Raw genomic sequence first — 26,579 nt, forward strand, 5'->3', positions numbered from 1 at the left:
TTAGGGAAAGTTCAATTGATACTGAGGTGAGACAGAAACTTCAATCTTCTCTCGTCATATTCAGCCACCACTTTTTCTTTTGAGATTTCCATCAAATAGAACTTTAGATTAACTCCCATAACCTTTTTGTTATAATTTTTACATTTTAACCAATTAAAGGTAAGTAAGTATTATTATTTGTGCATTTAAAAGCCCCGCGTTTATAGCCGCGGGGCTGCTTGTTCACAAAATTAGGAGTTTTATTTAGATATAGCTAAAAAAACTAACCACCATTATTTCTGGAGAGGAAGAAGAATGGAATCAAAGATAGTTTTATTTGGGATAATGCAACCATCTCTTGTCATTTTACGAGTGGACTGCTCCGAATAATCCTGGCTCTCCGTTATTTGTAATAACAATACCTTTATTTAATCGATAATGTACCACTCCAACTGCAATTTCTTGATTAAATACATCGTAGCGTCATCAATTCAAGTTTGCATTTTAAGAATAATTAATCTATTGATGTCCAGATGTCTAACGCAAGTGAGCGAATTTCAATGTTTATGTGATCTCTATATAATCTTAAAAGGCGGGTACAATCCGGACTCCATAATAAAACACTTCCAGTAACTTCAAGCAGAGAAAGTCCAATAAACTGAGATTCGTAACGGCCCTCAGACCATATTACGTCTACAATTTCTAATATTGTTTCTGGATTCCAATACCCTTTGCTATCTTTTAAATTTTGCGCAACTTGTCTATACGCATCTTTCAAAAGATGCGGCTGTTGTGTCATGCAATTAACAACACTGTTTAGATAAGCAACTGATTCCTCTACATCATTCCAATCAATTGATGCTATATACAATTTTATCACAGCATGCTTTAATGTCTCATTTGACGCAAGACAGTCATTTATACCCATATACAAAAGCTTAAGGTTTAGACGTGTGTTCTTTGGCAGAGTTATCAGTTTGTCAGTAAATTTCAAGAGCCGTTGTCGATGAGGCAAATCTCTTTTGGCTGTTGCATTCCACTCATCACTTATTTTAACATTAGCCAAATCCTTAAACACACCAATTACAAATTCATTGACCTTACCATCACGGCATGTTTCTATCAACGTGTTCATTGCCGCATTCCATCTAGTGCTATCTTCTAAATTGACAAGTGCTTCTGCAGTGGCATTCGCAATTATTACTTCATTTCCATTTGTCCAATTTTTCATGCAATTGAAAGCATCTCTTCCAACAGTCGCATCTGTATGACTTGCAATTTTAATGATTAATTCTAAATATCGAGATCTATAGTCTACTGGAAGTTCATTAGGTTGTTGGAATAGTAAACTTTTTGCAATATCACTTTGTGATGAAGAAGCCATTAAACTTAAAATATCCCATCCACGTTCATCATCTAAATATTGTCTCGCTGCATGCCCTATTGCAATGATTACATCCTTATGTGAATTTACTTTTTCAAACTCGTTCATCAATAACAAAATGCTTTCGCTACTTTTATAAGCACCCAGTAACCTGATTGCCTCTTTTCTGACCGTGATTTTAAGTTTGTCTCGATTTAAAAGTTCTTTAAGCATTGAAGTCAATAAAACCGGATCAACTCGACGAGCGCATCTAGGTATCGAGTACATGGCTACACGGGCTCTATCCCCATCTAAATTCTCCACTAGAAGTGGAAGTGCCTTTTCGGGCTCTTGTAATAATGAAAGTGCATAAAGTGCAGCTTCTACTACAGATACTTCCTCATCCTTTAAAAGTTCTAGTATCTTATCTGGGCAAAGATCAGGCATTTTTGCCATTATTTTAATAGCTCTTGAACGCTCAAAAAGACTACGCTTAGCATCGAATGCAACTTTTTCTAATATGGAGCTAAAAGATTTTTGCTGACGTGGCAACCACCTATTAAACCCATCCGTAGCCGGCACAAGATGAATGGTTTTGCCCGTTAAAAACTTACCTTTAATAGCAGTACCAGAAATAAATGGATCCAACCATTCTTGACGTTTTAAATGCAAATGCAGGAACACTTCATTTATTGTAATAAAAGAGGCATCCATCGTTAATAATTCTTTGACTCTTTCATCACGTGTTTTATTTGGTGCAAGCCAATGTCTGGTCGCTTGTACTGCTATAGAATCTGTTTTCGCCTTCGTCGCTTCCTTTAATAAGTTTTGAAGTTTGATTATGTTAAAACCTCTTTTTCCGAATGAGTTTGCCAAACTAATTACAAAATTGTAGTTTTCTCTTTTGTTCGCTTCCACAACTAATGGATAAATCTCGTCAAAAATTATCGTTTCTGTACCCCGAGGTAAACTTTTCTCTAAAGATGGTAGTGTAAGATAACCATTTTGCTTAGCTAGTTTTATAATCGTTCTTAAAGAGAACTTAAAAATCTCGCTTTTGGGATTTAATGCATTATATCGCATAATGGAAAATGCTAATTTTTGGAGAGCAGCCTTTGTACCATATGAAGTATCTCTAGCTTCAATCACACTATCCACAAGTAAAGTAAGTTCTTTTATATTCTCATCCGTAAACATAGAAGAAGGACTGTTTGAAAGCTCTGTAATCACTGCGCCTCGCACAGAATCCTGATCATTTTTGATACGACCTAAGAATACCAAAGTCTTTTCAACATCATGTCTCGATAGAGCAGTACTCTTAATTAATTGCGCAAGTGCCAGTGCGCGTTCGTCTGCATTGGATACATGTGTTGCTTTTTCAAGCATCTCTCTTGAATTATTAATAGAACGACAAGCAGAAATCCTAATCGTTTTCACCTGATTATCATAGATTTCACGAAGACCAAGCATTCTTGTTGCTTCCTTGTCGCGTAATTTATGCGGTAATTTATACAGTAATGTTTCTGGAAAAATGCGCTCTTTACGCTTATCTTCTTCATATATTGACTCAAAAATCACTTCACGATTTGAAGGAGCAATACAATGGAGTAATTTCACAATATGTATTGGATTATCTGCAAGTAATTTTGCTATTTCAATCCACTGATCTATTGTTAAACAATTTCTTTTTCTTAAAATGCCATCAGGTACACCATGAGAAATTAGATCGCTTCGCGACTCTATTCGTGTTAGCAGCATAAACACTGCATCAGGATTTATGCGAACTAAAGTACCAAGTTGTTTTTTTAGCGCAGGATGTATGACACCCATTGAGCCATGATTCATAGCACATTCTAGAACTAAATCTGCCTTTAAATTGCATAAAATTTCGATAGCTGATGAAAACCTCCACCACACATATCCCTTTTCCCTAAGTGGTGTGCTTTCTAAAGTTGTTTTAAAATACTCCGCAACCACTTCAAGATGTCGTCTGGCTAATTTGTACCAATCTTTTATGACATACCCAATATCCAAAAGCCATTTACGAACAGTTTCCTTATAACACGCTGGTAGTAAGATGGATGCCTCCTGCGCTCCCCATCGAGCATAAACAAGAGGCAATAAGCGCTCCGCCCATTCTTGTCGATTTAAAATCGAAATACTGCTCAATAATTTGTGACGACAATCATGTGATAAATTTAGTATTTCACGTTCAATATCAATATCTGAAGCCACTTTGGCCAAAAGGCCTGCTGCCTGAATTCTAATAGTGGCCATAGGATGCCTTAACGCTAACAAAATAATATTTGCATCTTGTGCCACACTAGCACCAATTAATGCAAGCTGTGCCTCATAGGCACCATCCTTCAGTAACGAAGAAAGCAATCTTGAAAACTGGATTGATCCATTATTATTACGACCTAGTATTGCCATTTTATTAATTCTGTCTGAATATCTTAGTGAATCTAATTCTTTAAGTAAATTCTTTTTATCCATTGGATCTTTTTTAAAAATCATAAGTCTCCCTCTTTCACTTATTCTTATTTATTCAAACTTTATTCTCCGCATAACAAGTTGTAATATCATTATCTCTTATGCAAATGTCGTTGAGTAGGGTGTAAGTATTACGAGGAATCCAAATAGCTTACTAAACACACAAATTCGAACAACAAAAAGTCCAAGTAGCGCATTTAACTTGGACTTTTGAAGAAATAAATAAGTTAAGCGAAATAGCCAAATCTCATTTTCGAACCATCAATATTACCGACTCCACATGTGTTCTATGCAGAAACATCCCTGCTTGTCCAACAAAACTACAGCGTTTCGTGTCCACAACCTCTGAAAACACGTTATTTTTGACGTAGGATACAAGTAATGTTAACTGCTTGATTAAAACAGCAATACGCACTCTGCCACCGAAGGATTTCCTATTACTTAAGAGGCGCCCTGCAAGCATACAGTAACGCCCCTCGGATATTTCATTCAATTTCCGTCTGCAGTAACAACGGTTCCCGGCCATTTAGGCGTCTGATCGAGATAGCCCTGCGGCACGTGACGCCGTGCATCATAGCTTACTAATTGATCGCCGTTCAGCGCTTCGGTAAAGCCATACGATTGATAATATTGCGCCATGGCTTCCCGGCATTGAAGGCACAGCTCAGGATGCTCCGCTGAGATATCCGTAAACTCCTCCGGATCGTTCTCCAAATTGAACAAGTTAATTTTGCCGCCATTGGTATGGTAAATAAATTTGTAATTGCCCCAGCGCAGCATCATCTTCATCACTCGGCCCCGGCCGACCTCAGCGAAGATGCGGTCCCGCAAAGGTTGGTCCGGGTCCGAAGCGGCAGCCAGCAGATTCAATCCCGAAGAGGCTTCCGGCACTTTGCCGCCGGATGCGGTGATGAAGGAAGCATAAATATCCTGAAGCAGCGCCAGCTGTTCCCTTCGTTCGCCCTGTGGCACCGACGCCGGCCAGCTGACAATAAGCGGTACCTTGGCTGACGCTTCATAGAAGGTGCGTTTACCGTAGGAATAATGATCACCCAACATCTCTCCGTGATCCGATGTAAATACGATGAGGGTATCGTCGATCAATCCGCACGACTCCAGTGTGTCGAGGATGCGCCCGATTTGCTTATCCACCTGCGATACGCTGCCATAATAGTAGGCCCGCATTTTCAATTCATCTTCCAATGTCAGGCTATCTATACCGTTAACCTTGTAATCGTTCATCACGTCGATGGCATAATCGTCGGGTGTACGTTCAAATTCCCTGCGTACAGGCAGCGGAACCTGCTCCAGCGCGTACATCGTATCGTACGGAACGCACGGATCGAACGGAGGATGCGGTTTAATAAAAGAAGAAAAGATGAAAAACGGCCGGTTTTGGTTTTGACGAATAACACGGCACGTCGTATCCCCCGTCCAAGCGGTTGTATGCAAATGCTCCGGCAGTTCCGAAATTTGAGGAACGTAATACAGCTCGCTTCGTTTGCCGTGAGGTTCGGTCAGATGGCCATAGCCCTGCTCACTTAAGAACTGCAAATACTCATCATCGGCAAAGTGGGCAGGAATTTCTTCCGACAGCAGCATGCGGTCAAAGCCGTAATGCTTTCTTTCCGGTTGGAAATGCATCTTCCCTACAGCGCATGTGAAATATCCCTGCTCACGAATCAGCTCAGGCAGTGGATGATCGATTTCCTTTGCCAAATTTTCATTTTTAAGCAAGCCCAATTCAAATGGGTTGAGACCGGAAATCAGCCCGTGACGGGCGGGGACGCAAACCGGTGTTTGGCTGTAAGCTTGATCGAAGCATATTCCCCTCTGGGCAAGCCGGTCGATGTTCGGCGTCTTCACGAGTGGGTTGCCGTAGCACCCCAGCACATCAAAACGCAATTGGTCACACATAATGAGCAGTAAATTCGGCTTTTTGGCCATGTCATTACCTCCGAAACTCCCTTTATTTATGCTGGACGTGTCATAATCTCACTGTGTCACATTATCACAGCCTTAGTCAGTCCAACGTCAGACGCCGCCCTTTTGCAGAATTCCCTCCTGCCCTTCCCACTTCGGAAATTCCGCTTCATCCTGAAAGATGCCCTGCTTAATCCATTCCTTGCACGCAGGGTCCGTCAACGTTAGCGTATAATCCTCGCCATTGCTGCCGATCAGACCCAGATCACGCTTCGCTCTCAACGAAACCACTTCCGGATCGACAATCTCTCTCAGCAAAACTTCAAATTGGTGGAGAAGCTCCTGGTAGCTTTCCTCCCCTGCCAGGTCCGTCATTTCCTGGGGGTCCTCCTCCAGGTTAAACAGCGATGGCCGGTCATTGACGTAGTAGGTAAACTTGTAGCCATCCTTCACGAGCATATACCAATCCTGTTTAAAGAAATTGCCATGATACTCGGAGAACGCGTAGTCGTGCCTTCCCTGCTGACGGCCGTCCTTGATCAAAGGAAGCCAGCTCATTCCCGGACGATCCGGCTCTGTCTCCAAGCCTGCGATATCCATGAGCGTCGGATACAGATCAACCAAGGTGACCGGTTGATCAATGCGCTGCCCGCTTGGCAGCCCCGGACCTTTGACGATAAGAGGAACCCCGACAGAAGCGTCGTAGCTGCATTGTTTAAAGAAGAGCCCATGCTCGCCAAGGTTTTCACCGTGGTCGGACATGTAGACGATATATGTGTTATCGTACAAATTTTGCGCTTTCAGCTCGGCAATAATTCTGCCGATATTGTCATCCAATGCCGTAATCATCCCGTAATAGGAAGCAAGGAGGTTGCGCAGATCAGGTTCGGTGATTTCCCCGAGACCGAGAGCATTTTGCATATTGCGTACCTGTGGATGCAGCCGGTCGTTCGGGAAATGGGCGTCATGCGGCATGACCACGTTATCTGGATAATACTTATCGTAATACGGCTTCGGCACTCTGTACGGCCAATGAGGGAACATGAGTCCGACGTACATGGCCCACGGCTTCTGTTCCTCGTTCTCCCCCTTGTGCTTCAAGTAATCGATTGCCCAATCGGTGACCACCCGGTCGTGATCGTAAAATCCGAGATCCTTATCGTATCCTGTGTTACCGTCCGTGACGACATCTTCGCGTATGCCCGCATTAAGAATGGTCTTGCGCTTATCTTCCCGCACATGGCCTTCGAGTCTGGAATACAGTGGTGTGGTCCGCGGATAAGGGTTGAATGCCGGACGTTTCTTGATAATTTTATACTCGCTGAATCCGCCGTCCTGATAGTCACCGCAGAAATCCATCTTTCCAAACATCGCTGACGGAATTCCCGCCTGATCCAGCTTTCGCGCCCATGTCATTTCCTCGCGGTCCAGAGGGCAGCCGAGAAACCAGCTGTCGATTTGATTCGGATATTTGCCTGTAACAAAGCTCATTCTGCTTGGCGTACAGACAGGGCAGTTGCTGTATGCTCTGCTGAAGTAAGTCCCCTCTGCCGCTAATTGATCAAGATTTGGCGTCTGAATATACGGATGCTCACGGTATCCCGTGATCAGAGGATGATGCTGGTCGCTGCAAATGACTACAATATTAGGTTGGCTCATAGGTCGGTACTCCCTTCACGTTTGATCCTATACTCGTAAGCGAAAATTTTCGGTAATGGGTATGACTGCCTTCCGCATTCGAAAACCCAATCATGCCGTTCAGAAAAGAACCCTCGTCATCGGAAAAGTCGATGACCGGCGCGCCATTCACCGATATTTGGAATCGATTTCCTTCAGCCCTTACAGCTAAGGTGGACGCGATTCCCAATTGCCAATCATAACGGCTCTCGGACAGCACCCGGTATCCGTTATCGTTTTTATACAGCACCAGCTTGCCTTCCGGGGCAAATCCTACCGCATAGGAGCGAATGCCTCCCTGCACGCGAAAATTGATCCGATGGTGTTCCCCCAGCTGCGGGACGATAACGGTCTCAAACGCATAATCCTCCCAATCCAGCCTGCCCGTATAGCTTTCCGCCGTCTCGCCGAAATAGCTTCCGCTCAATTCACCGTTCTCCAGCGTCCAGATGCCTCGCAAATAAGTCATTTGGCTGACTTCGAGATGCAAGCCATTCCATTTTTCGAGCTTTTCTTGAGCAAAATCGATCGCATAATCCGGCTTCCCGCCAAAAATAACGTCATCGATATAACAGACGAGACTTGGTCCTTTGTCGCCTTTGCCATCCATCGGAATGAACTCGATCCCCGCCTGCTCCAGGCAGCAATTATTCAATCGGGGAATTTGGAAGACAAGTCGGATCCATTGGCCGGCGCTTAATAATACGGTGTCACCGTAGTATCGCGTGCCGCTGTTCCCATCCTTGACATACAGTCGAGCCGTCACACGCTGGTTCGTGGAACCGGGCAGCATGACTTGGGCTTCCACCGTTTGGCCGGGGTATAAAATAGGCGAGAAGCTCGGGTCATAACGGCTGTCATTAAAATCGTCGGGGCGGTAATACGTTTGATGATACACTCGATAAGCGCAGCCTCCTTGAACACAGTCAAAGAGCACCTTTAATGACCTCTCGCCGGAAGCGGCAAACTGATCCGTGTTCTCGATCCGTTCCGTCAATGGCAGCGGGTCGTTGTGCTCAAGGCGGAACGCATGCGTAGAACCGGGATACTCGAAGTGGAACCTCATGTTCTTCTCTGCGAATATCGAAGCCCAGCGCTCCGGAGCCTCCTCGCCGGCAAGCTTATAGCCAAGTCTGGCGATATAAGTGGCGCACCATGGAATATCCAGTATATTCAGCGACCCAATGACGCTCGAGCAGCACAGGAAATCATTAATTGGCTTCCGCCACTTGTCATCGATGGCTTCAATCCCCCCGCGCACTCCCATAATGGTAGCCACGTTGGCAACGTTACAATCCGTATCCCAGCCGCACATATTGCAAATGTTAATCGTCCTGGAAAAATCGCCTTCACCATACAGCAGCGATAAAATCATGACGGCCGAGTTCGGTATGATGTGGCAGTGTCCAGGGTACTTGTCGTAGCCGTAATGAGCCTTGACGAATTGAAACGCTTCCCGCCAATCGTGCGGGCTCGCCTTATAAAAGGCGATGACGTCGCGTGTCACTCGCGCATATTCGCAATCCGCAGGGATATGCGCCAGCCCCGTCTCGATGATTCGCTCGATATCCCGCTCAACAAAAGCGGAGGCGATGCAGGCAGCTATGAACATCCCTCCGAATTTGCCGTTCCCATCGTGCGACACCGAAGCGATTTTCTCCGCAAAATGCGCCGCCATTTGGGGATTTCCAGGGGCGATCAGTCCCCAGCAGTCGATAAAAATCTGCCCTCCGATCTGTTCGGCGACAGCGATTCCGTTTTGTTCGATAGACCCGGAACGCGGGGCCATGATGCCATTTTTCAAGTTAAGATAGGCGGTATGCTCGGTTGATTTCCCGTAGCCTCCCCACCAATAGAAACCGTGGCCGTCCGGGGCGTAATTCAACCAGGTCAGCCCCATTTGCTCCGCCGTAATCTCCATTCCACATACGTAATCCTCTAGCGCTCTCAGGAAGAACATCGGACCGTTCGTATCGTCATCTGCTGCAAAATTTTTAAATTCATGCAAATACTCCGTAATTTCACCGAACGTCCGCTCGATCCGGTCATATGTCCAGTTCTCGATGTTTCCTCCGTGCCTAACGCCAATCACCTTGGCCAGCCATCCGGCATACACTCTTTCCACGTAATCGTTTGGTATGGTCATGAATCATTTCACCTTCGCTCGTTAGATTTGGGGAAACGCAGGTTCGACCACCGCCAAGCGGCCAACCTACCTCTGTTTGACGGTGGACTCCCTGACAATCAGCCGGGGCTCCAAGGTGATTCTCTCAAAAGCTCTAGCCTCATCATCAATACGGAGCAGCAGACTCTCTACGGCAATACGCCCCATTTCCGCTACTAAATTGGAAACCGAACTCACTTTAGGTCTGGTTAAATTACACCATGGAATATTATCGATGCCCACGACAGCGACATCCTCCGGTACGCGCAGCCCCAGATCGATCAGACCTTGAACGACACCGATAGCCACAAGATCATTGGCTGCGAACACCGCATCGGGGATTTCATTCAAATTGTAAAAATAACGGGCTGCTTCGAGGCCGGTATCGATGGCCAGTCTTTCGCCGTTGTACACTAACGCGCTGTCGAACGCCATAAAATGAGAGGCAAGCGACTGCTCGTAGGCTGCATAGCGGGCTCCACGGTGTACCGTCGTGCTGCCGGCGTAGGCAATGCGCCTTCTGCCGATCCGAATCAGATGATCCATCGCCATGTATCCTTCGTTTTCTCTCAGCCCTACCGTATCTGCCGGCATATCATCCTCGTAATTTCCGATCAGGGTAACGGGAACGCTCGCTTTTTTTATAATCTTGCTTAACGTCTTCGGATGGCTGATCGATAGCAGAACAATCCCGTCCACATGCATATCGCTTGCTTCCTTGATGACGGCCAGCTCCTCGGAAGCGTTGCCGTAATGGTTGATCAGCACTACGCGAAAGTTGTTTTGCTTCGCCACTTGTTCGGCGCCCCACGCAAGCTCCGGATAATACGGATTGCGAATATCGTCAATGGCGAGCGCGATTTGGCGGCGCAGCTTGGTCTTCAAGCTTCGCGCCATCATATTCGGCGAAAAGCCAAGCTCTTCAATCACCCGGTTCACTTTTAACCTTGTGACGGGTTTCACCCCGGGGGCATTGTTAATAATGCGAGAAACGGTAGATTTGGCCACCCCCGCCGTTCTGGCGACGTCATTAATGGTTACCTTGGGTCTTGTTTCCAATGTCATTCCCCCTCTCGAACCCGCTTTGGAATCGATTCGATTTTCATATTCCTACTCACGCAGCTATCCCTTGACCGAGCCCATCAGCATCCCTTTGTTGAAATATTTTTGCATAAATGGATAGCCGACCAATAGCGGTAACGCAGTCAAAACAATCGCAGCCATCTTCACTGCCGGACTGTACTGGAAGGTTGTTGCCATAGTCTCCATGCTGCCGTTAGCTTCGTTCATCATTTGCCGCAGGAATACCTGCAAGGGCCATTTATCCGAATCGTTCAAATACATGACGGCATTGAAGTAGGCGTTCCAGTTCTGCACCGCATAGAAGAGCGTAAACGTTGCTACCGCCGGTAAAGAAAGCGGCAGGATCACTTGCCAGAACAGCCGCAGTTCCCCGCAGCCGTCGATACGGGCGGATTCTTCCAGCTCTATAGGGATGTTCTGAAAAAAACTGCGCAAGACGATCAAGTGAAACGGCGCGATCGCTCCTGACAAGAAAAGCGCCCAATAGCTGTTCAGCAGATGCAAGCTTTTGACAACCAGATAAGTCGGGATAATTCCTCCCCCGAATAACATGGTGAACAGCACCATGAAATTGAGCACCCTCCTTCCCCCCAGCCATGACTTGGAAAGCCCATAGGCCATGAGAGAAGTCAGCGCCATGTTCACCGTCGTGCCGACGAGCGTGATATATACCGCATTTTTGAACGAAATAACGAATTGTTCACTGTTCATCAGATAGCCGTACGCATTGATCGTCCATTGATGAGGGATCAGAAAAAATCCACGGGTTACGATCTCTTCTCTTGGCGCGAACGAAGTCAGCACCACATATAAGAACGGAAATATCACGGATATCAGGCTGATCACCAATATCCCTCTGGATATGAAGGTAAACATGAGATCTTTATCGCGGATAGGAAAGCCCTTCATCCTAGTACACCCCCTCATGACCGAACGCTTTGGCCAAACGGTTGGCCAAGACGATCAACAGCAGCCCGATCACCGATTTAAATATGCCTACCGCCGTGGAGTAGCTGAAATTGCCCTGTAGTACGCCATTGCGGTAGACATACGTATCAAACACGTCCGCTACATCCAGATTCACCGGATTTTGCAGCAGCAGAATGTGCTCGAAACCAAGATCCATGATCTGGCCCAGCCGCAAAATAAATAGGATGACAATCGTTGATTTTAACGCCGGCAGCGTGATATGCCATACCTGTCTCCAGCGGTTCGCCCCGTCTACGACGGCTGCCTCATAGAGCGTCGGGTCTACGGCCGCAAGGGCAGCCAGAAAAATAATGGCATTCCAGCCGCTTTCTTTCCAAATATTTTGGACCACATACACGCCTCGAAAATAATCCGAGCTCGTCAGCCATTCGATTCGCTCATACCCCATACCTGCAAGCAAATTGTTGATCGCGCCGTCCTGTGTGGCAAGCAGCAGCGTCGTGATACTGACGACAACAACCCAAGATAAAAAGTGCGGCATATAAATAACGGTCTGCACGATCCTTCGGAACCATGACTTCTTTGCCTCGTTCAACAGAATGGCGAACAAGATCGGTGCGGGAAAAAACAAAAACAAATTCAGCGCGCTCAGCATCAGCGTATTGCGGAGCAGCGTCCAGAAGTCCGCATCCGTAAACAAACGCTGGAAATGGTCCAGACCGACCCAGGGACTTTCAATAAAGCCCGAGAACGGATCATATTCCTGAAATGCGATCACCAATCCGCCCATCGGAATGTATTTGAAGATAACAAAGTATAAAAAACCCGGGAAAATCATCAAGTATAGAGGAATACCGCGTTTCCAATTCACCTGCCGAATCCTATTCGCTACAACAGGGACATAGGCTTGGGAGGCTCTATTTGTTTGTTTTCCGCTTCTCATTTCATCTACCTCTGAACTATGTCATGTTATTGCTGAGATTTCTGATAAGCTTCGTTATATTCTTGGGTAATCTTGTCACCGCCGTCCTTCTTCCACTGTTCCACAGCTTGATCCAAAGAATCGATCGGCTGCTCGCCCATAATGACTTTGATGAAAGCGGTCATGAATTTCTGATCAATGGTCGCTCCGCTTTTGACATCTGTCGGCGATTCCAATCCAGCCGCTACATTCGTCCATTTGAACGGTTCGCTGTTTTTGAACCATTGATTGACGTCGTCAGCCGTCTTTTTATCGTCCCAGAGACGAATTTGCGTATTAAGGTCGAATCTGCGCAAATACCAGGCTGAAATCAGGATCGGACGGTCCTTATCGAATGCATCCAGCTTCGTGTACTTGTCGCCGTCTTTTTTATAGTGAACCCCTTCTATCCCGTTCTTCGTCAAGATATTCCCTTCATCGGACACCAGATAATCAAACAGCTTCAATAGTCTTTCTTGCTTCTTCGGATCACTCTTGGAATTAATAACGATTCTTTGGGTTATTGAATTTGTCGATGTTCCTTGCAGTCCCGTAGGCCCTTTTGGCGGCAGGAGCTGCACAGTTTCCGCTTTAGGATCGATTTTCTTCACATTCGGCACAATGGTCTGATATAAAACATTCGGCACGACATCATCGATACCGACTTTGCCCGCCTCGTATTTGTCCTGCGGGTCCTTCACCTTATTGATGGCAAAATCTTTGTCCATCACGCCCTCTGTATACGCTTTATTCAAAAAGACGGCAAAGTCCTTGAGCTCTTTATTCTGCGTATGCCAGCTGATCAACTTGCCATCCTTCACCCCCCAAATATTGACGAGACCGAATGCCGCCTTAATCGGATCGATATGCTTGAAGTCCGTTTTATTCGGTGCCAGCGAAACCGAGAAACCGTACGTATCGTTTTTCCCGTTTCCGTCAGGGTCTTGCTTAGCGAAGGCTTTGGTGACGTCGTAAAATTCATCTACTGTCGTCGGCATTTTGAGATTGAGCTTATCCAGCCAGTCTTTTCGAATGCCGAACGACGTCTGGGTTTCGATCTGATAATAAGGAAAGCTGTAATATTTACCCTTCGGGCTCATAAACTGCAGCTGTTCTTCTCCGCCTAGTTGTTTGGCCAAGTTCGGATATTTGCTGAGAAACGGTTTGACGTCAAGAAACACACCTTTATCCCGCCATTTCAAAAAGTCATCTTTCATTAGCAGGAACGAATCCGGAAAATCCCCTGAGGCGGCCAGCACGTTCATCTTCTCTTTATAGTTATCCTGTGAAACCCACTGGAACTTAAGATCCACATTAAACTTCTTATTGAGATAATCGATCATCGGATTGTTTGCCGGCCATCCCCCTCCTTCGTAGCTGATTGCCATAATATTCAGTTCTAGCTTATCCTTCAGATCATCCGTCGTGCTTGAATCGGTTGTTGCTTTACCCGCTTCCGGGGTCGCCGTTGTACCGCTGGAGCACCCTGCAACCGCCCCTGTCGCTAACAGAACAGCTAAAGTGATTGGAATCCACTGCTTCATTTTGAATACGCCTCCCGTACATTGATATATAAAATATGCATCCCCCGCTGGCCGCCTCCTTCTCATTCCGCTGCCGATGGCTTAGGCGAAAAGAGCTGCATTCAGAGCGCTGCTGTCGAGAGTCAAGCTCCTTGGAACAAAGCTGCAACATTGGAACCGGTTCGATTTTAATCTATGTAGCAACTTCCTTTTCCATGCCGAAACGCAAAAAAGGAGACTACGCCAATTAAATGCGTGTCTCCGGTGGTCCGGTCAACAAGGATATGTCGATAACTTATAATTCCAATCTAGTTACTGTGTTTTATTCTAACGAGTTCTCTTTAAACCGTCAATAGTTTTTAGGTCTGAGAAAATGAGTCTTGTAATCGCCCCAATAAAAAAAACTGCCCCCAGCCAAAATCTCGCTGAAAGAGCAGTTCGAAAAACATTATTTCGGTTCGTTCAAAATATAGTCAACCAATTCGTCAAGCGGCACCGTCGCAAGAGCGATCGCTGTGTCCGTTACACCATAATAAATATATAAAAGTCCGTCTTTCACTACATTGCCCGTCGGGAAAATAACGTTTGGAATTTGGAAGCCGAACTTCTCGTAATACGTTTCCGGCTCCATGATGAAATTATGAGTTCTGGCAATGATTTTTTCCGGATTCTCTAGATCGAGCAGCAGTGCCCCAACTCTGTACACGGTATCTTTATCAACACCATGATACAGCGTTAGCCAGCCTTTATCTGTTTTGATCGGAGGTGTGGAGCCGCCGATTTTCTTGAATTCCCAATCATCGTTTTCCGCTTTGGCGAGCAATTTCGGCTCTTCCCAGTCGATCAAGTTGTCGGAATAGGTGATCCACATCGCCGCTTTTTCCGTACCGTACTTCTCGCCGATATACTCTTCCGGACGACGCAGCAGTACGTACTTGCCGTTAATTTTCTCAGGGAACAGGATGTTGTCCCGGTCATTAATATCAAGCGGAGTCGTATCGCATAGGTACTCCCAGTTAATGAGGTCCTTCGACGTCATGATTCCGGAACGTGTCAGCCAGTGCTCTGGCTTCTCTCCCCAACCGTCCGGATATGTCGGAACTGAACGTTCCGGAATGCCGGCTCCGGTCGGATAGTAGCTCATTGCACAAGGACGCAATGCGTAGTTCAAGTAAAACGTATCGTCGATTTTCACGACACGCGGGTCCTGTACGCTGCCGTACGGAAATCCGAGCATGTCCGGCGTAACGATCGGTTGATCCACCACATGGCGGAAATTAACACCGTCTTCACTTTCCAAAAGTCCTAGAAAGTTTTTGCAAGGCGTCAACGATTCTGCCGTACGCTCAATCATGTAGAACTTGTCGTTGTCGATAATAACTGCTGGATTAAAGACCGTCACTTTACGCCAGTCGTATATGCCCGGAACCACGATTGGGTTAGCGGGATGTCTTGTGATTTTCATGGTGGTGCCTCCTGATCAATAATTGTCTGTTGTCCATTGCGTCTTGCCGTTCACCTCATTATATAACTGTCCAGTGAACGCCTCATATCCGTGAAAGTTTAGAAAACATCCAGATTTTTATGGATGCCATCGGAAAATCTAACGTGTGATGTGAAGCATCGTTTCGGCCGTATGCTGCGAATCGCTGCCGACCATGATTTTCACATTTCCCGGCTCTACTTTGAATTCCATTCCCGAATCCCAGATCGCCAATTCCTCGAAACCAAGATGGAAGATTACGGACCTCCGTTCACCGGGAGCCAGCTCCACTTTCTGGAATCCTTTGCATTCGATGATACGCCGGGTAACGCTCGCTTCCATGTCTTTGATGTAGAGCTGAACAACTTCAGCTCCCCTCATTGCACCTGTATTTTCAATGTCAACCTCGACAACAACAGAACACCCGTTCTCCAATTCTGCTGTAGAGATGCTCGTTTGAAGGAGGCGAGGTTGTCCGTAATCGAACGTCGTGTAGCTGAGGCCATATCCGAACGGATACAGCGGATCCGAGGTCATATCGCGATAAACGCGCTTTCGGCCTGGATCCTTCTGGTTGTAATATACCGGAAGCTGTGCGGTTGACCGCGGCAGCGATACTGCCAGCCGGCCGCTCGGATTGACATCTCCGAACAAGATTTCGCCGATCGCCTGTCCGCCTTCCTGGCCCGGATACCATCCGCAAAGGATGGCATCACAAGCATCCACGATGCCGGTTAGCGCATGCGGCCGCCCCTGGATCAAGACGGCGATGACCGGCGTTCCCGTTGCGGCAATCTCCTTCACAAGCTGCTCCTGCACGCCTCCAAGCCGCAGATCGGACAGATCGACGCCTTCACCGCAGTCCATCTCGGAAGGATTGCCTGCCGTAATAATAGCAGCCCCGTTCGTATCAAACCCCTGATCGAAACGGCGGGCGCTGCTTCCTCCCAATACGAGAACAGCCACATCCGAAGCTTTAGCGGCGTTGACCGCTTCTGCGAATCCGGCGGTAGACTCGTCGCGAATGCCGCAGCCTTTCGCGTAGACGACCTCCGTCTCACGCCCGGCGCCCATACGGATGCCTTCCAGCACCGTGGTTCCTTTTCCTTCCCGCTGTGTGGACGTATAATCGCCGAGCTGGTTATAGAGTTGATGCGCATTCGGTCCGATGACGGCGATGCGTTTCAACGTTTTACTTAACGGAAGTTGATTCTGTTCATTTTTGAGTAAAACCGCCGATTCCCGAGCAACCTGAAGATTGGTACGGCGGAACGCTTCGTTGCCAATAACGCGTGCAGCCGTCGTTTCGTCGGTAAAAGGCTGGTCGAACAGACCCAACAAAAATTTAAGCCGAAGCACACGGCGAACAGCGCGGTTGATTCGCTCTTCATCCGTTACCCCATTCATAACCGCATTCTCTAATGTCGTGAATGCCTTATCCCACAAGCTGAGATCGACGCCAGCGGCTAACGCGGCGGATGCGGCCGACTCCGAATCGGCTGTCTGTTGGACGAGCCGGTCCACCGCTTCTCCGTCCGCCATAACGATGCCCTGAAAACCCCATTCTTCGCGCAGAATGCCAGTCAGCAGCTTCGTATTCATATGGCATGGCACACCGTCAATTTCGTTGTAAGCGGCCATACACCCCATCGCTCCCGCTTCGACGCCAGCCTTCATGCCCTGCAGATGAATTTCCCGCAGCTCTCGTTCCCCGATATTCGCCGGCCCAGCATTGCGTCCACCAACGCAAGCGCCTTGCGCGCTTAAGTGCTTCAGCAGTGCGACGACTTTATCCGGTCGCGATAACTCTTCCGGCGTCCGGCCTTGCAAGCCCCGTACGACGGCTTCGGTCATGCGTGAAGCATGGTACGGATCTTCGCCGTAGCATTCTTCCGACCGCCCCCAGCGCGGTTCGTGCAAAATATCGAGGGCGGATACCAGCGCAAGATGTGCGCCCCGGGCCCTGATTTCTTCCGCTGCATGAGCGTATGCTTGCTCGATCAACTCAGGATTCCAGGTCGATCCCGCGCCGATATTTACCGGCAGCAGTGTTCCGTCCAATGCCTGGTGGCCATGGGGACACTCTTCCGACAACAGAACAGGAATACCGAGCCGGGTATTCTCGATGACATACCGCTGCACCTTATTGGCGATTTTCGAGCTATCGCCTGCCGGAATGCCGTTCTCATAGGTGACCGCGGACCAAGGATCAGCACGGAACAGACCATACAATGCGCCCATCCCATCGCCGAAGGCCACCTCCCGTTTGAATGCATCCGTCAATTCAATGTCATGTTCCGTTCGGCGGTAGGCATCCCAACCGTACATCTTCTGATTAAGCTGGCCGACCTTCTCCTTTAACGTCATGCGCGACAACAGATCGTCCACCCGTTCTTCGATGGAAAGTTGCGGGTTTCTATATGTCTCCATCCCCAAATTCACACTCTTTTCTTGTCATAAATAGCAAGTTGCGAACCGATTCTCAAGTCGTATTTAGATCGCGATATTCTGTCGGCGTCATGCCCGTGTACGTTTTAAAAATTGAAACAAAGTATTTGTACTCCTTGTAGCCCACTCTGTCGGCGATCTCGTATACCTTGTCATGCGTTTGCAAAAGTAACTGTTTGGCCTGCTCGATACGAAACTGGTTGACGTACTCCGTGAAGCTTTTTCCTGTGCTTTGTTTGAAAATATAGCTGAAATAGCTGGGCGTAATTTTCAGCCAGGCTGCCACATCAGCCGCCTTCAATGCGCTCCCGTTGTGCTCAAGGATATATTTTTTCGCTTTTTCGATAATCCAATAAGGCTTGGAAATTCCGCTCATCTCGATTAATGTAAGGACGGCCGTCAAATCTTCCTTCGCAATTTGGCTTATAGCCGCATAAGAGTTAAGTGCATCTAAATCCAATGGCGCTCTATTCAAAGCATCCAAATCTTTGATCCCACTCTCCCTAAGCCGCTGCTGCAGCAGAACGCGGATTTCTCCGTACGCGATAGCCGCTTCGTCCAACAAATAACCACGACTTCGGAAAAATCCGAAGATGTCGGCGATCAGCGTTTCAATCTCTGCTAGATCATACCGGAACAGCGCATGCATCAAATTTTGTACCATTTCAGCGCCGGGAAAATGTTCCGGAACCCCATCACGCTTACGGTCAGCCTGATCTTTAAATTCCGCTGTTAGTATGGCCTGTTCATCCAACACATGATAATTCAACAGAAGCCTGGCCTCGCCACAGTGTTCTGCCGTATCGGCAAGCGAGTCATAGGCAGTCGAAATGCTGCCGTACAATGATTCCGGACCTTGCCAAGCCTGCAGCATGTCATCTATCGCTTCGTTCCACGCAAGTTCCGTGGCGAGCCGGTTCGATGTATCCACGCATAGTGTAAACAGTAAATTGGTATGATCGAATACCGATAAACAATGAATCGCATGCTTTTCAAGCGAGAGGTGAACATGGGTCATCCATGCTTCCTGAAGCGATTTATGCTCGGCAGATGATGTGACCGAAAACCATTGGTAAAAACGGTTCATCTGTGTAGCGATCATCCGGAATTGAGCCCCAGGTTGAAGCGCTGGCATGACGCTCGAGAAATCGTAAGAAGAGTTGACGCCTCGAACGACATTGGAAAGCCACATCATTCTGTTCTCATTGTCACGATTGACCTGCTCCGCCTCCTTGCGCACCTTGGCCACAATGTTGCGGACGAGTCTCAGCAATTCGTCTATATCCACCGGCTTGAGCAAGTAATCGGATACACCTAGTCGAACCGCCTGCCTGGCATACGCAAAATCCTCGTATCCGCTTATAATCACGATTCGGACATTAGGCAAGGCTGACATAAGATGCTCAGCAAGCTCCAGGCCGTCCATCCCGTTCATCCGGATGTCGGTCAGCACCAAATTCACCTTGTGCTCCTCAGCAAGCCGAAGCGCTTCCGTTCCGTTATATGCCTCCCCGATCACTTGAACGCCAAGCTCCTCCCAAGGGATCGTGTATCTTAAGCCTTCGCAAATAATCGGCTCATCATCGACAATTAACATTTTAACGTTCATGCCATTCACCGCCGTTCTGCGATTCATAAGGAATGATTAAACGAATCCAGGTCCCTTCTACAGAAGCCTCAACAATTTCCAGCCCGTATCCCGCTCCGAATACAATTGACAAACGCTCGTGAATATTCGCCATCGCTCCCCGATGATCACTATGGCCTGATCTTGTGAGCGATTCCCGAATCTCTGCGATCTGCTCGTGGCTGAGTCCTCTGCCGTTATCCTGCACGTCAATCCATATATCCTGATTAACTTGATAGCATTTCACTTTAATGAAATTTCGTGGTTGACCGCTATCGAGGCCATGCTTCAGGAAGTTTTCCACAAGCGGCTGAATGGTCAGCTTCAAAATAGCCGCATCAGCGATATGTGCTTCCGCTAACAGAGAGTACTCCAGCTTGCCGCCTAAGCGCTTCTGTTGAAGAAACAAATAAGATTGAACGAATTCCAGCTCCTGCTGAATGGTCGATCTGTCTTGTTCCCGGCCCAGGCTGGAGCGAAAAAACTTGGATAACATCTCGATAAGCTGGCTTGTCCGGGAAGCTTTCTCCAGCCGGGCGGTCCAGCGAATCATATCTAAGGTATTGTATAAAAAATGAGGGTCCATCTGTTTTTGCAGCAGCTTCAGTTCGGATTCCCGCTGTCTAAGCTCCAGCTTGTACTTATATTCAATGAGTTCTTGGATCGTCATCACCATACCGTTAAACTGCCTGTTCAGCTCGGAAATTTCATCGTGCGACTCAATCGGTACTCGGACCGTAAAGTCGCCCTGCTTCACACGACCCGTTTCCCGCTTTAAACGCAAAATCGGAAGAATGATCGTGTAGTGGAATCCAATCAACGCTGCTAACCCAAGGATCAGCGTCGCGACGATAATCAGCAGCATGATAAATTTTAAACCGGCTGTATTTTCGTTCATCGTAGCCTCTGGAACCATAGCGACAACTTGCCATCCGGTATTTTCCATCGACTGATGAAACGTGAGATAAGAGGCTCCGTCCAGCTCATAAGTGAACGTATCCCCGCCATGCTTGCGCAGTGTATCGAGCAGCGCCTTGTCTGTATCCCGCTCGCCGGTCACCTTCTCATCCGAAGTGAGGATTAAATTCCCCTCTTTGCCCACAATAAAGATAATTCCGCTTTCTTTGAAAATACCGCTTTTCAGCAAATTCACGATGCTTGACGCATCAAGACGGATGATGAGTTTGCCCAAGGGCTGCGTAATTTCATCGAACGAATTGATAATCCGGAACAAGGAAATGACCTTCGTTGGCCCGTACCAATCACTTGTAACCGGATATGCTTCGCTCCAGACCAAACCGCCTTTGCGCTGCGCTGCTCGCTGAAGCCATTCGTTCTCATTCCCGCTGACCGGCTCCCCCATATGGATCCGATTTTCGTTCAAGCCTTGAATCATGATCGACTTGATATAATTTTTGGACATTAATTGAAACGTAAGAAAACCCTCGATATTCTCCTTATAGAGCTCCGTCTGTTCTCCTGTCATCCATAAACCCGACGGGTGCAAAAAATTGCGGATATCAGGGCTAAATATCATATAATCCGCGATATCCTCCACCATCTTCGTTTCTTCCGTCAGCTGATTCGTAACGGTATCGAGACTCCTTTTGGTGGATTCAACGAATTGCTGGGTCAAGATGCGACTGAACTGATGCTGAACGAGAACTCCGACTCCGAATGTAGGCAAAGTAACAAACAGCAAAAATATGAGGAACGCTTTCCGCTTTAAGCTGAAGTTTCCGAACTTCCACAAACGAGCCCGCATTGTACTTTTCTCCTCATGGCCAAAGTCGGTTGTTACCGTATCTGCACCTGCTTATCCCTTGACCGCACCTGCTGTCATGCCGTTCACAAGCTGCTTCTGAAGAATCAAATAGAAAATGATGATCGGAATCAGAGCGATCGTGAGTGCAGCCATCTGCAGTGTAAGGCTCGCCGTTTCAATGCCGACGAAATTAGCGAGTCCGAGCGGCAATGTTTTCAATTCGCTGGAATTGATCAATACAAGTGCAAACAAGTATTCATTCCAATTATAAACGAAATTCAAAATGATGACCGTTGCCATGGCAGGTCTCGTAATCGGCAGGATAATGTACCAAAAAATACGAAAAACGCCACACCCGTCCATGACGGCGGATTCTTCCATATCTTTCGGAAAACCTCTCATAAACCCTTCAAGAATAAAGATCGTGAGCGATAAATGAAAGGCGGTATACGGCAAAATGAGCGACAGACTCGTATCGAGCAGCCTCAATTTTTGCATAATATGAAAAATCGGTATCAAGGTCGCATGAATCGGAATTAACATACCGAGCAAGAAAATTCCGTAAGTGATTCCCCGCAGCTTAAACTCAAACCGGGATAAAAAATAAGAGGCCAACGCTCCGAGCAAAACCGTGACAATAACGGAGACAGCTGTAATGATGATGCTGTTTTTGTAATATGTCCCCATATTCGCCACTTCCCACGCCTTCGCATAATTGCTGAAGTGCAGTACGGTCGGCAGCGAGAACGGGTTCGCAGCATAATCCTGCTCACTCTTGAAGGAATCGACTACCATCCAAAAAAGCGGTAATAGATTAATAATGGCAAACAATATTAAAAACGCGTATATGATGAAATGCTTAATTTTCCCTATCCGTTCCATTCGGCTTCAACTCCCCCTTCTTCAGCTCTTTTTTTCCATGCCTAATTTATTCACGACAGTGACCACAATCAGGCTGAATACAAGGATCAGAATGGATACCGCACTTCCGTAACCGAAACGCATGTTTACGAATGCATTGTTATACATGTAGATCGTCATGACTTCTGTATAATGGGCCGGTCCACCGCCGGTCATGACCTGAATCAGGTCGAAGACACGGAAGGAACCACTGATGCTGTACACAACAGCGACGACGAGTGTATCCCGAATCATTGGAATCGTGATGAGAAATGTTTTCTTCAGGCCGGTAGCCCCGTCCATATGAGCAGCCTCGTTAACTTCGGCCGGTATATTTTGCAAAGCGGCAAGCAAGATGACCATATACAAACCGCAGTTTTGCCATATATAAGTGATGCTAATTGACAGCATGGACCACTCGGTGCTTCCAAGCCAGTTCTGCTTCAAGCTGTCCAAACCAAAGAGTCCGAGAACGGAATTGAGCATGCCGTATTCCGTATTATAGATCATTCCCCAAATCAAAGAAACGATAACGGAAGAGATGACAACCGGTAGAAAGCCAACCGTGCGGAAGAAACCGGAACCTTTCAATTTCTTATTGAGCAGCAGCGCCAGAAGCAACCCGAATGGGATCGTTCCTACGATACCCGCAATCATAATGAAAATATTGTTTTTGAGCGAATTCCAAAAAATCGGATCTTTCATAATTTCGATGAAATTATCAAGCCCGATGAATGTCATGGGCGAAATACCGTCCCAATTCATGGCGGAGTAGTACAGCGACAAGCCGATCGGTACGACGGCGATGCCTAAATAAATGACAAGCGCGGGCAGCAGCCCGATGAAAATCGAGAACTTCGTTCCCTTGAGCGTATGCATGGCATTTCCTCCTTTTCCCAAATTTGCCCCTTAAAAAGGGAAGAAAACTCGAACCCTCGAGTTTTCCTGCCTAACTCATTTACTTTTTAAGATTATCAATCGAATTCTGCAGATCTTTGGCCAACTGCTCCGCAGACCCTTTGCCTACTGTTAGAGCCTGCAGGCCGTTTTGCATGACATCGACCACTTGTGCAGGGATCACGCTATCGAATACCGGAGCGATTCCTTTACCCGTAAGCGCCATCATCTCTTTTAAATAAGGGCTTGCATCTTGCGGAATTTCGACTTTCGCAGGGACGACGACACCTTTGCTAATCAACGTCTTGTACAAGTCTTCTCCAACAAAGAATTTCAAGAATTCAATAGCTGCCGCCTTCTTTTTCTCATCCAATCCGTTGCTGATGGAGATTCCGTATTGAACGACACCTGCGCTTTTCTCAGGATTCCCCTTACCGCCAGTAACACTAGGGAATAGAGCGATACCGAATTTATCTCCTTCCTTATTGTTGATACGGACTCTACCGTCAACCGTAGAAGAAGAAATATGCATAGCTGCTTTGCCTTGGATAAAATAATCTTGCGCCTGAACAGAATCCATATTGTTCATGTCTGTGTTGAAAGCGGATAGTTTGGTCAGTTCTTCAATGACTCCAAGCGCTTTCACATATTCGGGATCTGTAAATTTAGCTTGCTTATTCAGCACCTGGTTCAAGAAATCGCTGCCAACAAAACGATCCCCGATAATTGACATATAGGAAGATTGAAGCGGCCATTTCTCTTTGTTGCCCATGGCAATCGGAGTCATTCCTGCAGCTTTCAGCTTTTTGATCGCATCGATAAAGTTATCGTACGTTTTTGGGAACTCGGTATAACCCACTTTTGCAAACATGTCTTTGTTGTAATAAATAATGTCGACGAATGATTGCTTGGTCGGAATGGCATACTGCTTCCCGTCCACTTTCATGCCGGCCAGCGCATCCTCAGGAAGGATGTTTTTCCAGTTATCCATAATCGAATCGATCGGCATTAACAGATTTCCGGCGACGAGCGGCGTAATATCTGCTCCCGGCCATACGACATTAATATCGGACAGGTTGTTTCCAGCTGCAAGCGTACGAAGCTTTGTTTTATACTGGGCAGATGGCACCCCGTCTTGCTTGATTTTAATATTCGGGAACTTTTTCTCAAATTCTTCGATTCTCGCCTTATAAGCATCATTATCGACATTCGGCGACGTCCAAGGATGCATCATCGTCAAAGTCACGGTTTCGCCCGCTGCTGCTGTTGCCGGTGCTCCTCCGGAAGTTGCTGTGCCTTCTTTTTTACCGCAAGCCACGCCTACCGTCGCAAGCATGGTAACCATGCCGATCAATAACGATTTTTTAAACTTACGACTCTCCATCTTCAACCCTCATCTCTGCGTATTTTGTCCTAGTTTTAATGCCCATTTACTATTCCTTTAGATTATAGTTCCTATGAAATGAATCTAATATCCTACGAAATTTTGATAATATCCGAAATATGCCACTAAAATGCGGAGCGCTTTCAATTTCCTCAGCTAATCTGCCTGAATCATCGGCGAATCCTCCTAGTTCCAACCGAACGATGCTTCTATACTTATCTTATAAAGGAACGCCAAACCAATACGGAAAGGACGATCGCCATGAAGGATCAGCTATCCGGCCAACATCCGGCAGACCGTTGGATCTCACAGGATCAGATTGAATTTTATCAGGAGAATGGATTTGTTCAAGTCGATGATTTGCTGGATGGGGATGAACTTGCCACATTACGCGAATATATGGAGGAGTCGATGAGTGCGAAGGAAGGCTTATCGGTGAAAACGGGGAAAGACAACGCTGCATACGCCAGAGTGCTTAATCAAAAGGTGAACACCTGGAGAGATCACGGCGGCATGGCGACCTTCGCCTTTCACCCCCGATTTGCGGAAATAGCGTTACGTTTGACAGGTGCTAAGGGGATTCGTTTTTTCCACGATCATGCGTTATGGAAAATGCCCGGTGACACGAATGCCACGCCGTGGCATCAAGATTCTCCGAAGTGGCCGATGAATGAGGACGGCTGCATGAGCATCTGGATTGCGCTTGATAATGTGGATGAGAATAACGGCTGTATGATGTTCGTGCCGAAATCTCACAAGGTGGGGAAGTTAACGAATATCTCGTTGCATGATCCGGTTAATATTTTCGACTTTGTTCAAGGGACCGAAATAGCTGAACGGAAGCCGGTCATCGTACCTCTGAAAGCGGGCAGCTGCACATTTCATGACGGGCTTACCTTTCATTATGCGCATGCAAATAAAACCGACAAGCCTAGACGCGCTTACGCCATCATCTATATGCCGGACGGTACTACGTTTAATGGGAAACCTCACATGGTTTTGGATGGGCAGACCTATACGCCGGAGGAACCGCTGCGCGGGCCTATGTTCCCGCTGCTTGCCAAAGTCCCTGCTCAAAGCTGATCCTTTCGATACTGGCTGGGAGACATGCCGGTCCAATGCCGGAACGTGCGATTGAATAAGCTGACGTCCTCGAAGCCGACCTCTTGGGCAATCGCTATCATTTTGAGTTCCGTCTGGACCAACAGCCGTTTGGCGGCCATAATTCGCATTTCATTGCGATATTCCAGAAACGTACGTCCTGTATTCGCTTTAAACTTGGCTTTGAAGGTGGAGACACTCATCCCGCACAGACGGCTAACCTCGGCCAGCTTAAGCTGCTTCTCCAGATGACGTTCAATAAAGCGGGCGATTTGTTCCATCGCCTGCTTTTCTGATGGACTCGCAAGCCTTACGCTTTCGTTGTTCTTGCGGTTGCAGCGGCTTAGAAAAACGAAACATTCCACCAGCTTGGATCGGATCATCGATCGGTAACCGTGGTCTTTCACCGTAAATTCCCGAACAATTTCGTCGAGCAATGACTTAAATACGCTCTGCTCGACGGGGGACAGCCATAGTGAGGGCTGATCTTTGACCGATTGGCGCATAAAGGGAACGACATAATAAAAATCAAAAAAGGAAGCGTCTTCCTTCAACTTTTCCAACTCATGAAAAATCAGCGACGGATGAAACAAAACATTATAGACAAGAAGCTGTTCATGCTCCCCCACCCTGTAGGAATGTTCCATACCGGGTTCAATGATGAACGCATCACCTGTATGAAGCCTGTGTTCAATTCCTTTATATGTATGCACGCCGCTACCTTCGACGATGTAGACAAATTCGACGAATTCGTGGCTGTGCGGAGCTACGTACCGTCCTGCCGGGAGTTCGAAGGGGGCTGCGTAGAATGGAAAAACATCGCTTTCCAGAAAGCGGTCATTGGTATGATTAACCATAAGCTTAGCCCCCTCTCCCTC

17 protein-coding genes are annotated in these 26,579 nt (G+C 47.1%); 1 reads left to right on the forward strand and 16 read right to left on the reverse strand.

Annotated elements, in window-relative coordinates:
* Positions 1–493: 493 nt before the first annotated feature.
* The 15 genes from ACKTT9_RS31110 to ACKTT9_RS31180 all read right to left on the reverse strand — a co-directional run bounded on the left by ACKTT9_RS31110 (position 494) and on the right by ACKTT9_RS31180 (position 24,600).
* On the reverse strand, positions 494–3,859 hold the full coding sequence (locus ACKTT9_RS31110; protein WP_407869053.1) for a HEAT repeat domain-containing protein: 3,366 nt from the start codon (positions 3,857–3,859) through the stop codon (positions 494–496).
* 465 nt (positions 3,860–4,324) lie between these two features.
* Entirely contained in the window at positions 4,325–5,782 is a 1,458-nt protein-coding gene (locus tag ACKTT9_RS31115) for a sulfatase (protein WP_407869054.1), read from the reverse strand.
* An 87-nt stretch (positions 5,783–5,869) separates the two neighbouring features.
* Positions 5,870–7,417, reverse strand: a complete 1,548-nt coding sequence (locus tag ACKTT9_RS31120) for a sulfatase-like hydrolase/transferase (protein ID WP_407869055.1) — start codon at positions 7,415–7,417, stop codon at positions 5,870–5,872.
* Positions 7,404–9,581, reverse strand: a complete 2,178-nt coding sequence (locus ACKTT9_RS31125) for an ADP-ribosylglycohydrolase family protein (protein WP_407869056.1) — start codon at positions 9,579–9,581, stop codon at positions 7,404–7,406. The genes ACKTT9_RS31120 and ACKTT9_RS31125 overlap by 14 nt, the downstream gene beginning before the upstream one ends.
* A gap of 66 nt (positions 9,582–9,647) precedes the next feature.
* A complete protein-coding gene (locus ACKTT9_RS31130) occupies positions 9,648–10,664 on the reverse strand; it encodes a LacI family DNA-binding transcriptional regulator (RefSeq protein ID WP_407869057.1) in 1,017 nt (338 codons plus the stop codon).
* Positions 10,665–10,721: 57 nt separating this feature from the next.
* Positions 10,722–11,591: a carbohydrate ABC transporter permease gene (locus ACKTT9_RS31135; RefSeq protein WP_407869058.1), complete on the reverse strand. Its 870-nt coding sequence runs from the start codon at positions 11,589–11,591 to the stop codon at positions 10,722–10,724.
* Between the two features lies 1 nt (position 11,592).
* Positions 11,593–12,555: an ABC transporter permease gene (locus ACKTT9_RS31140; protein ID WP_407869059.1), complete on the reverse strand. Its 963-nt coding sequence runs from the start codon at positions 12,553–12,555 to the stop codon at positions 11,593–11,595.
* 26 nt (positions 12,556–12,581) lie between these two features.
* Positions 12,582–14,117: an ABC transporter substrate-binding protein gene (locus ACKTT9_RS31145; protein ID WP_407869060.1), complete on the reverse strand. Its 1,536-nt coding sequence runs from the start codon at positions 14,115–14,117 to the stop codon at positions 12,582–12,584.
* Positions 14,118–14,544: 427 nt separating this feature from the next.
* Positions 14,545–15,561 carry a glycosidase gene (locus ACKTT9_RS31150; protein ID WP_407869061.1) on the reverse strand — a complete coding sequence of 339 codons (1,017 nt, stop codon included), beginning with the start codon at positions 15,559–15,561 and terminating at the stop codon, positions 14,545–14,547.
* A 138-nt stretch (positions 15,562–15,699) separates the two neighbouring features.
* Entirely contained in the window at positions 15,700–18,009 is a 2,310-nt protein-coding gene (locus ACKTT9_RS31155; protein WP_407869062.1) for a glycoside hydrolase family 3 N-terminal domain-containing protein, read from the reverse strand.
* 52 nt (positions 18,010–18,061) lie between these two features.
* A complete protein-coding gene (locus ACKTT9_RS31160) occupies positions 18,062–19,636 on the reverse strand; it encodes a response regulator (RefSeq protein ID WP_407869063.1) in 1,575 nt (524 codons plus the stop codon).
* A complete protein-coding gene (locus ACKTT9_RS31165) occupies positions 19,626–21,419 on the reverse strand; it encodes a sensor histidine kinase (RefSeq protein WP_407869064.1) in 1,794 nt (597 codons plus the stop codon). The genes ACKTT9_RS31160 and ACKTT9_RS31165 overlap by 11 nt, the downstream gene beginning before the upstream one ends.
* Before the next feature lie 51 nt (positions 21,420–21,470).
* Positions 21,471–22,301 carry a carbohydrate ABC transporter permease gene (locus ACKTT9_RS31170; RefSeq protein ID WP_407869065.1) on the reverse strand — a complete coding sequence of 277 codons (831 nt, stop codon included), beginning with the start codon at positions 22,299–22,301 and terminating at the stop codon, positions 21,471–21,473.
* 21 nt (positions 22,302–22,322) lie between these two features.
* Positions 22,323–23,198 (reverse strand): carbohydrate ABC transporter permease, encoded by an 876-nt coding sequence (locus ACKTT9_RS31175; RefSeq protein WP_407869066.1) that lies wholly within the window; start codon positions 23,196–23,198, stop codon positions 22,323–22,325.
* Between the two features lie 79 nt (positions 23,199–23,277).
* Complete coding sequence (locus ACKTT9_RS31180) at positions 23,278–24,600, reverse strand: extracellular solute-binding protein (protein ID WP_407869067.1); 1,323 nt, start codon at positions 24,598–24,600, stop codon at positions 23,278–23,280.
* Between the two features lie 261 nt (positions 24,601–24,861).
* On the opposite strand from ACKTT9_RS31180, the gene ACKTT9_RS31185 reads away from it, so the two are divergent.
* The gene (locus ACKTT9_RS31185) at positions 24,862–25,683 is read left to right on the forward strand and encodes a phytanoyl-CoA dioxygenase family protein (protein WP_407869068.1); all 822 of its coding nucleotides are present in this window, start codon (positions 24,862–24,864) and stop codon (positions 25,681–25,683) included.
* On the opposite strand, the gene ACKTT9_RS31190 is transcribed toward ACKTT9_RS31185, so the two are convergent.
* The gene (locus ACKTT9_RS31190) at positions 25,674–26,558 is read right to left on the reverse strand and encodes an AraC family transcriptional regulator (RefSeq protein ID WP_407869069.1); all 885 of its coding nucleotides are present in this window, start codon (positions 26,556–26,558) and stop codon (positions 25,674–25,676) included. The genes ACKTT9_RS31185 and ACKTT9_RS31190 overlap by 10 nt on opposite strands.
* Between the last annotated feature and the right edge of the window lie 21 nt (positions 26,559–26,579).

Source organism: Paenibacillus sp. P36 (assembly GCF_045866505.1).
Taxonomy (GTDB): domain Bacteria; phylum Bacillota; class Bacilli; order Paenibacillales; family NBRC-103111; genus Paenibacillus_E; species Paenibacillus_E chondroitinus.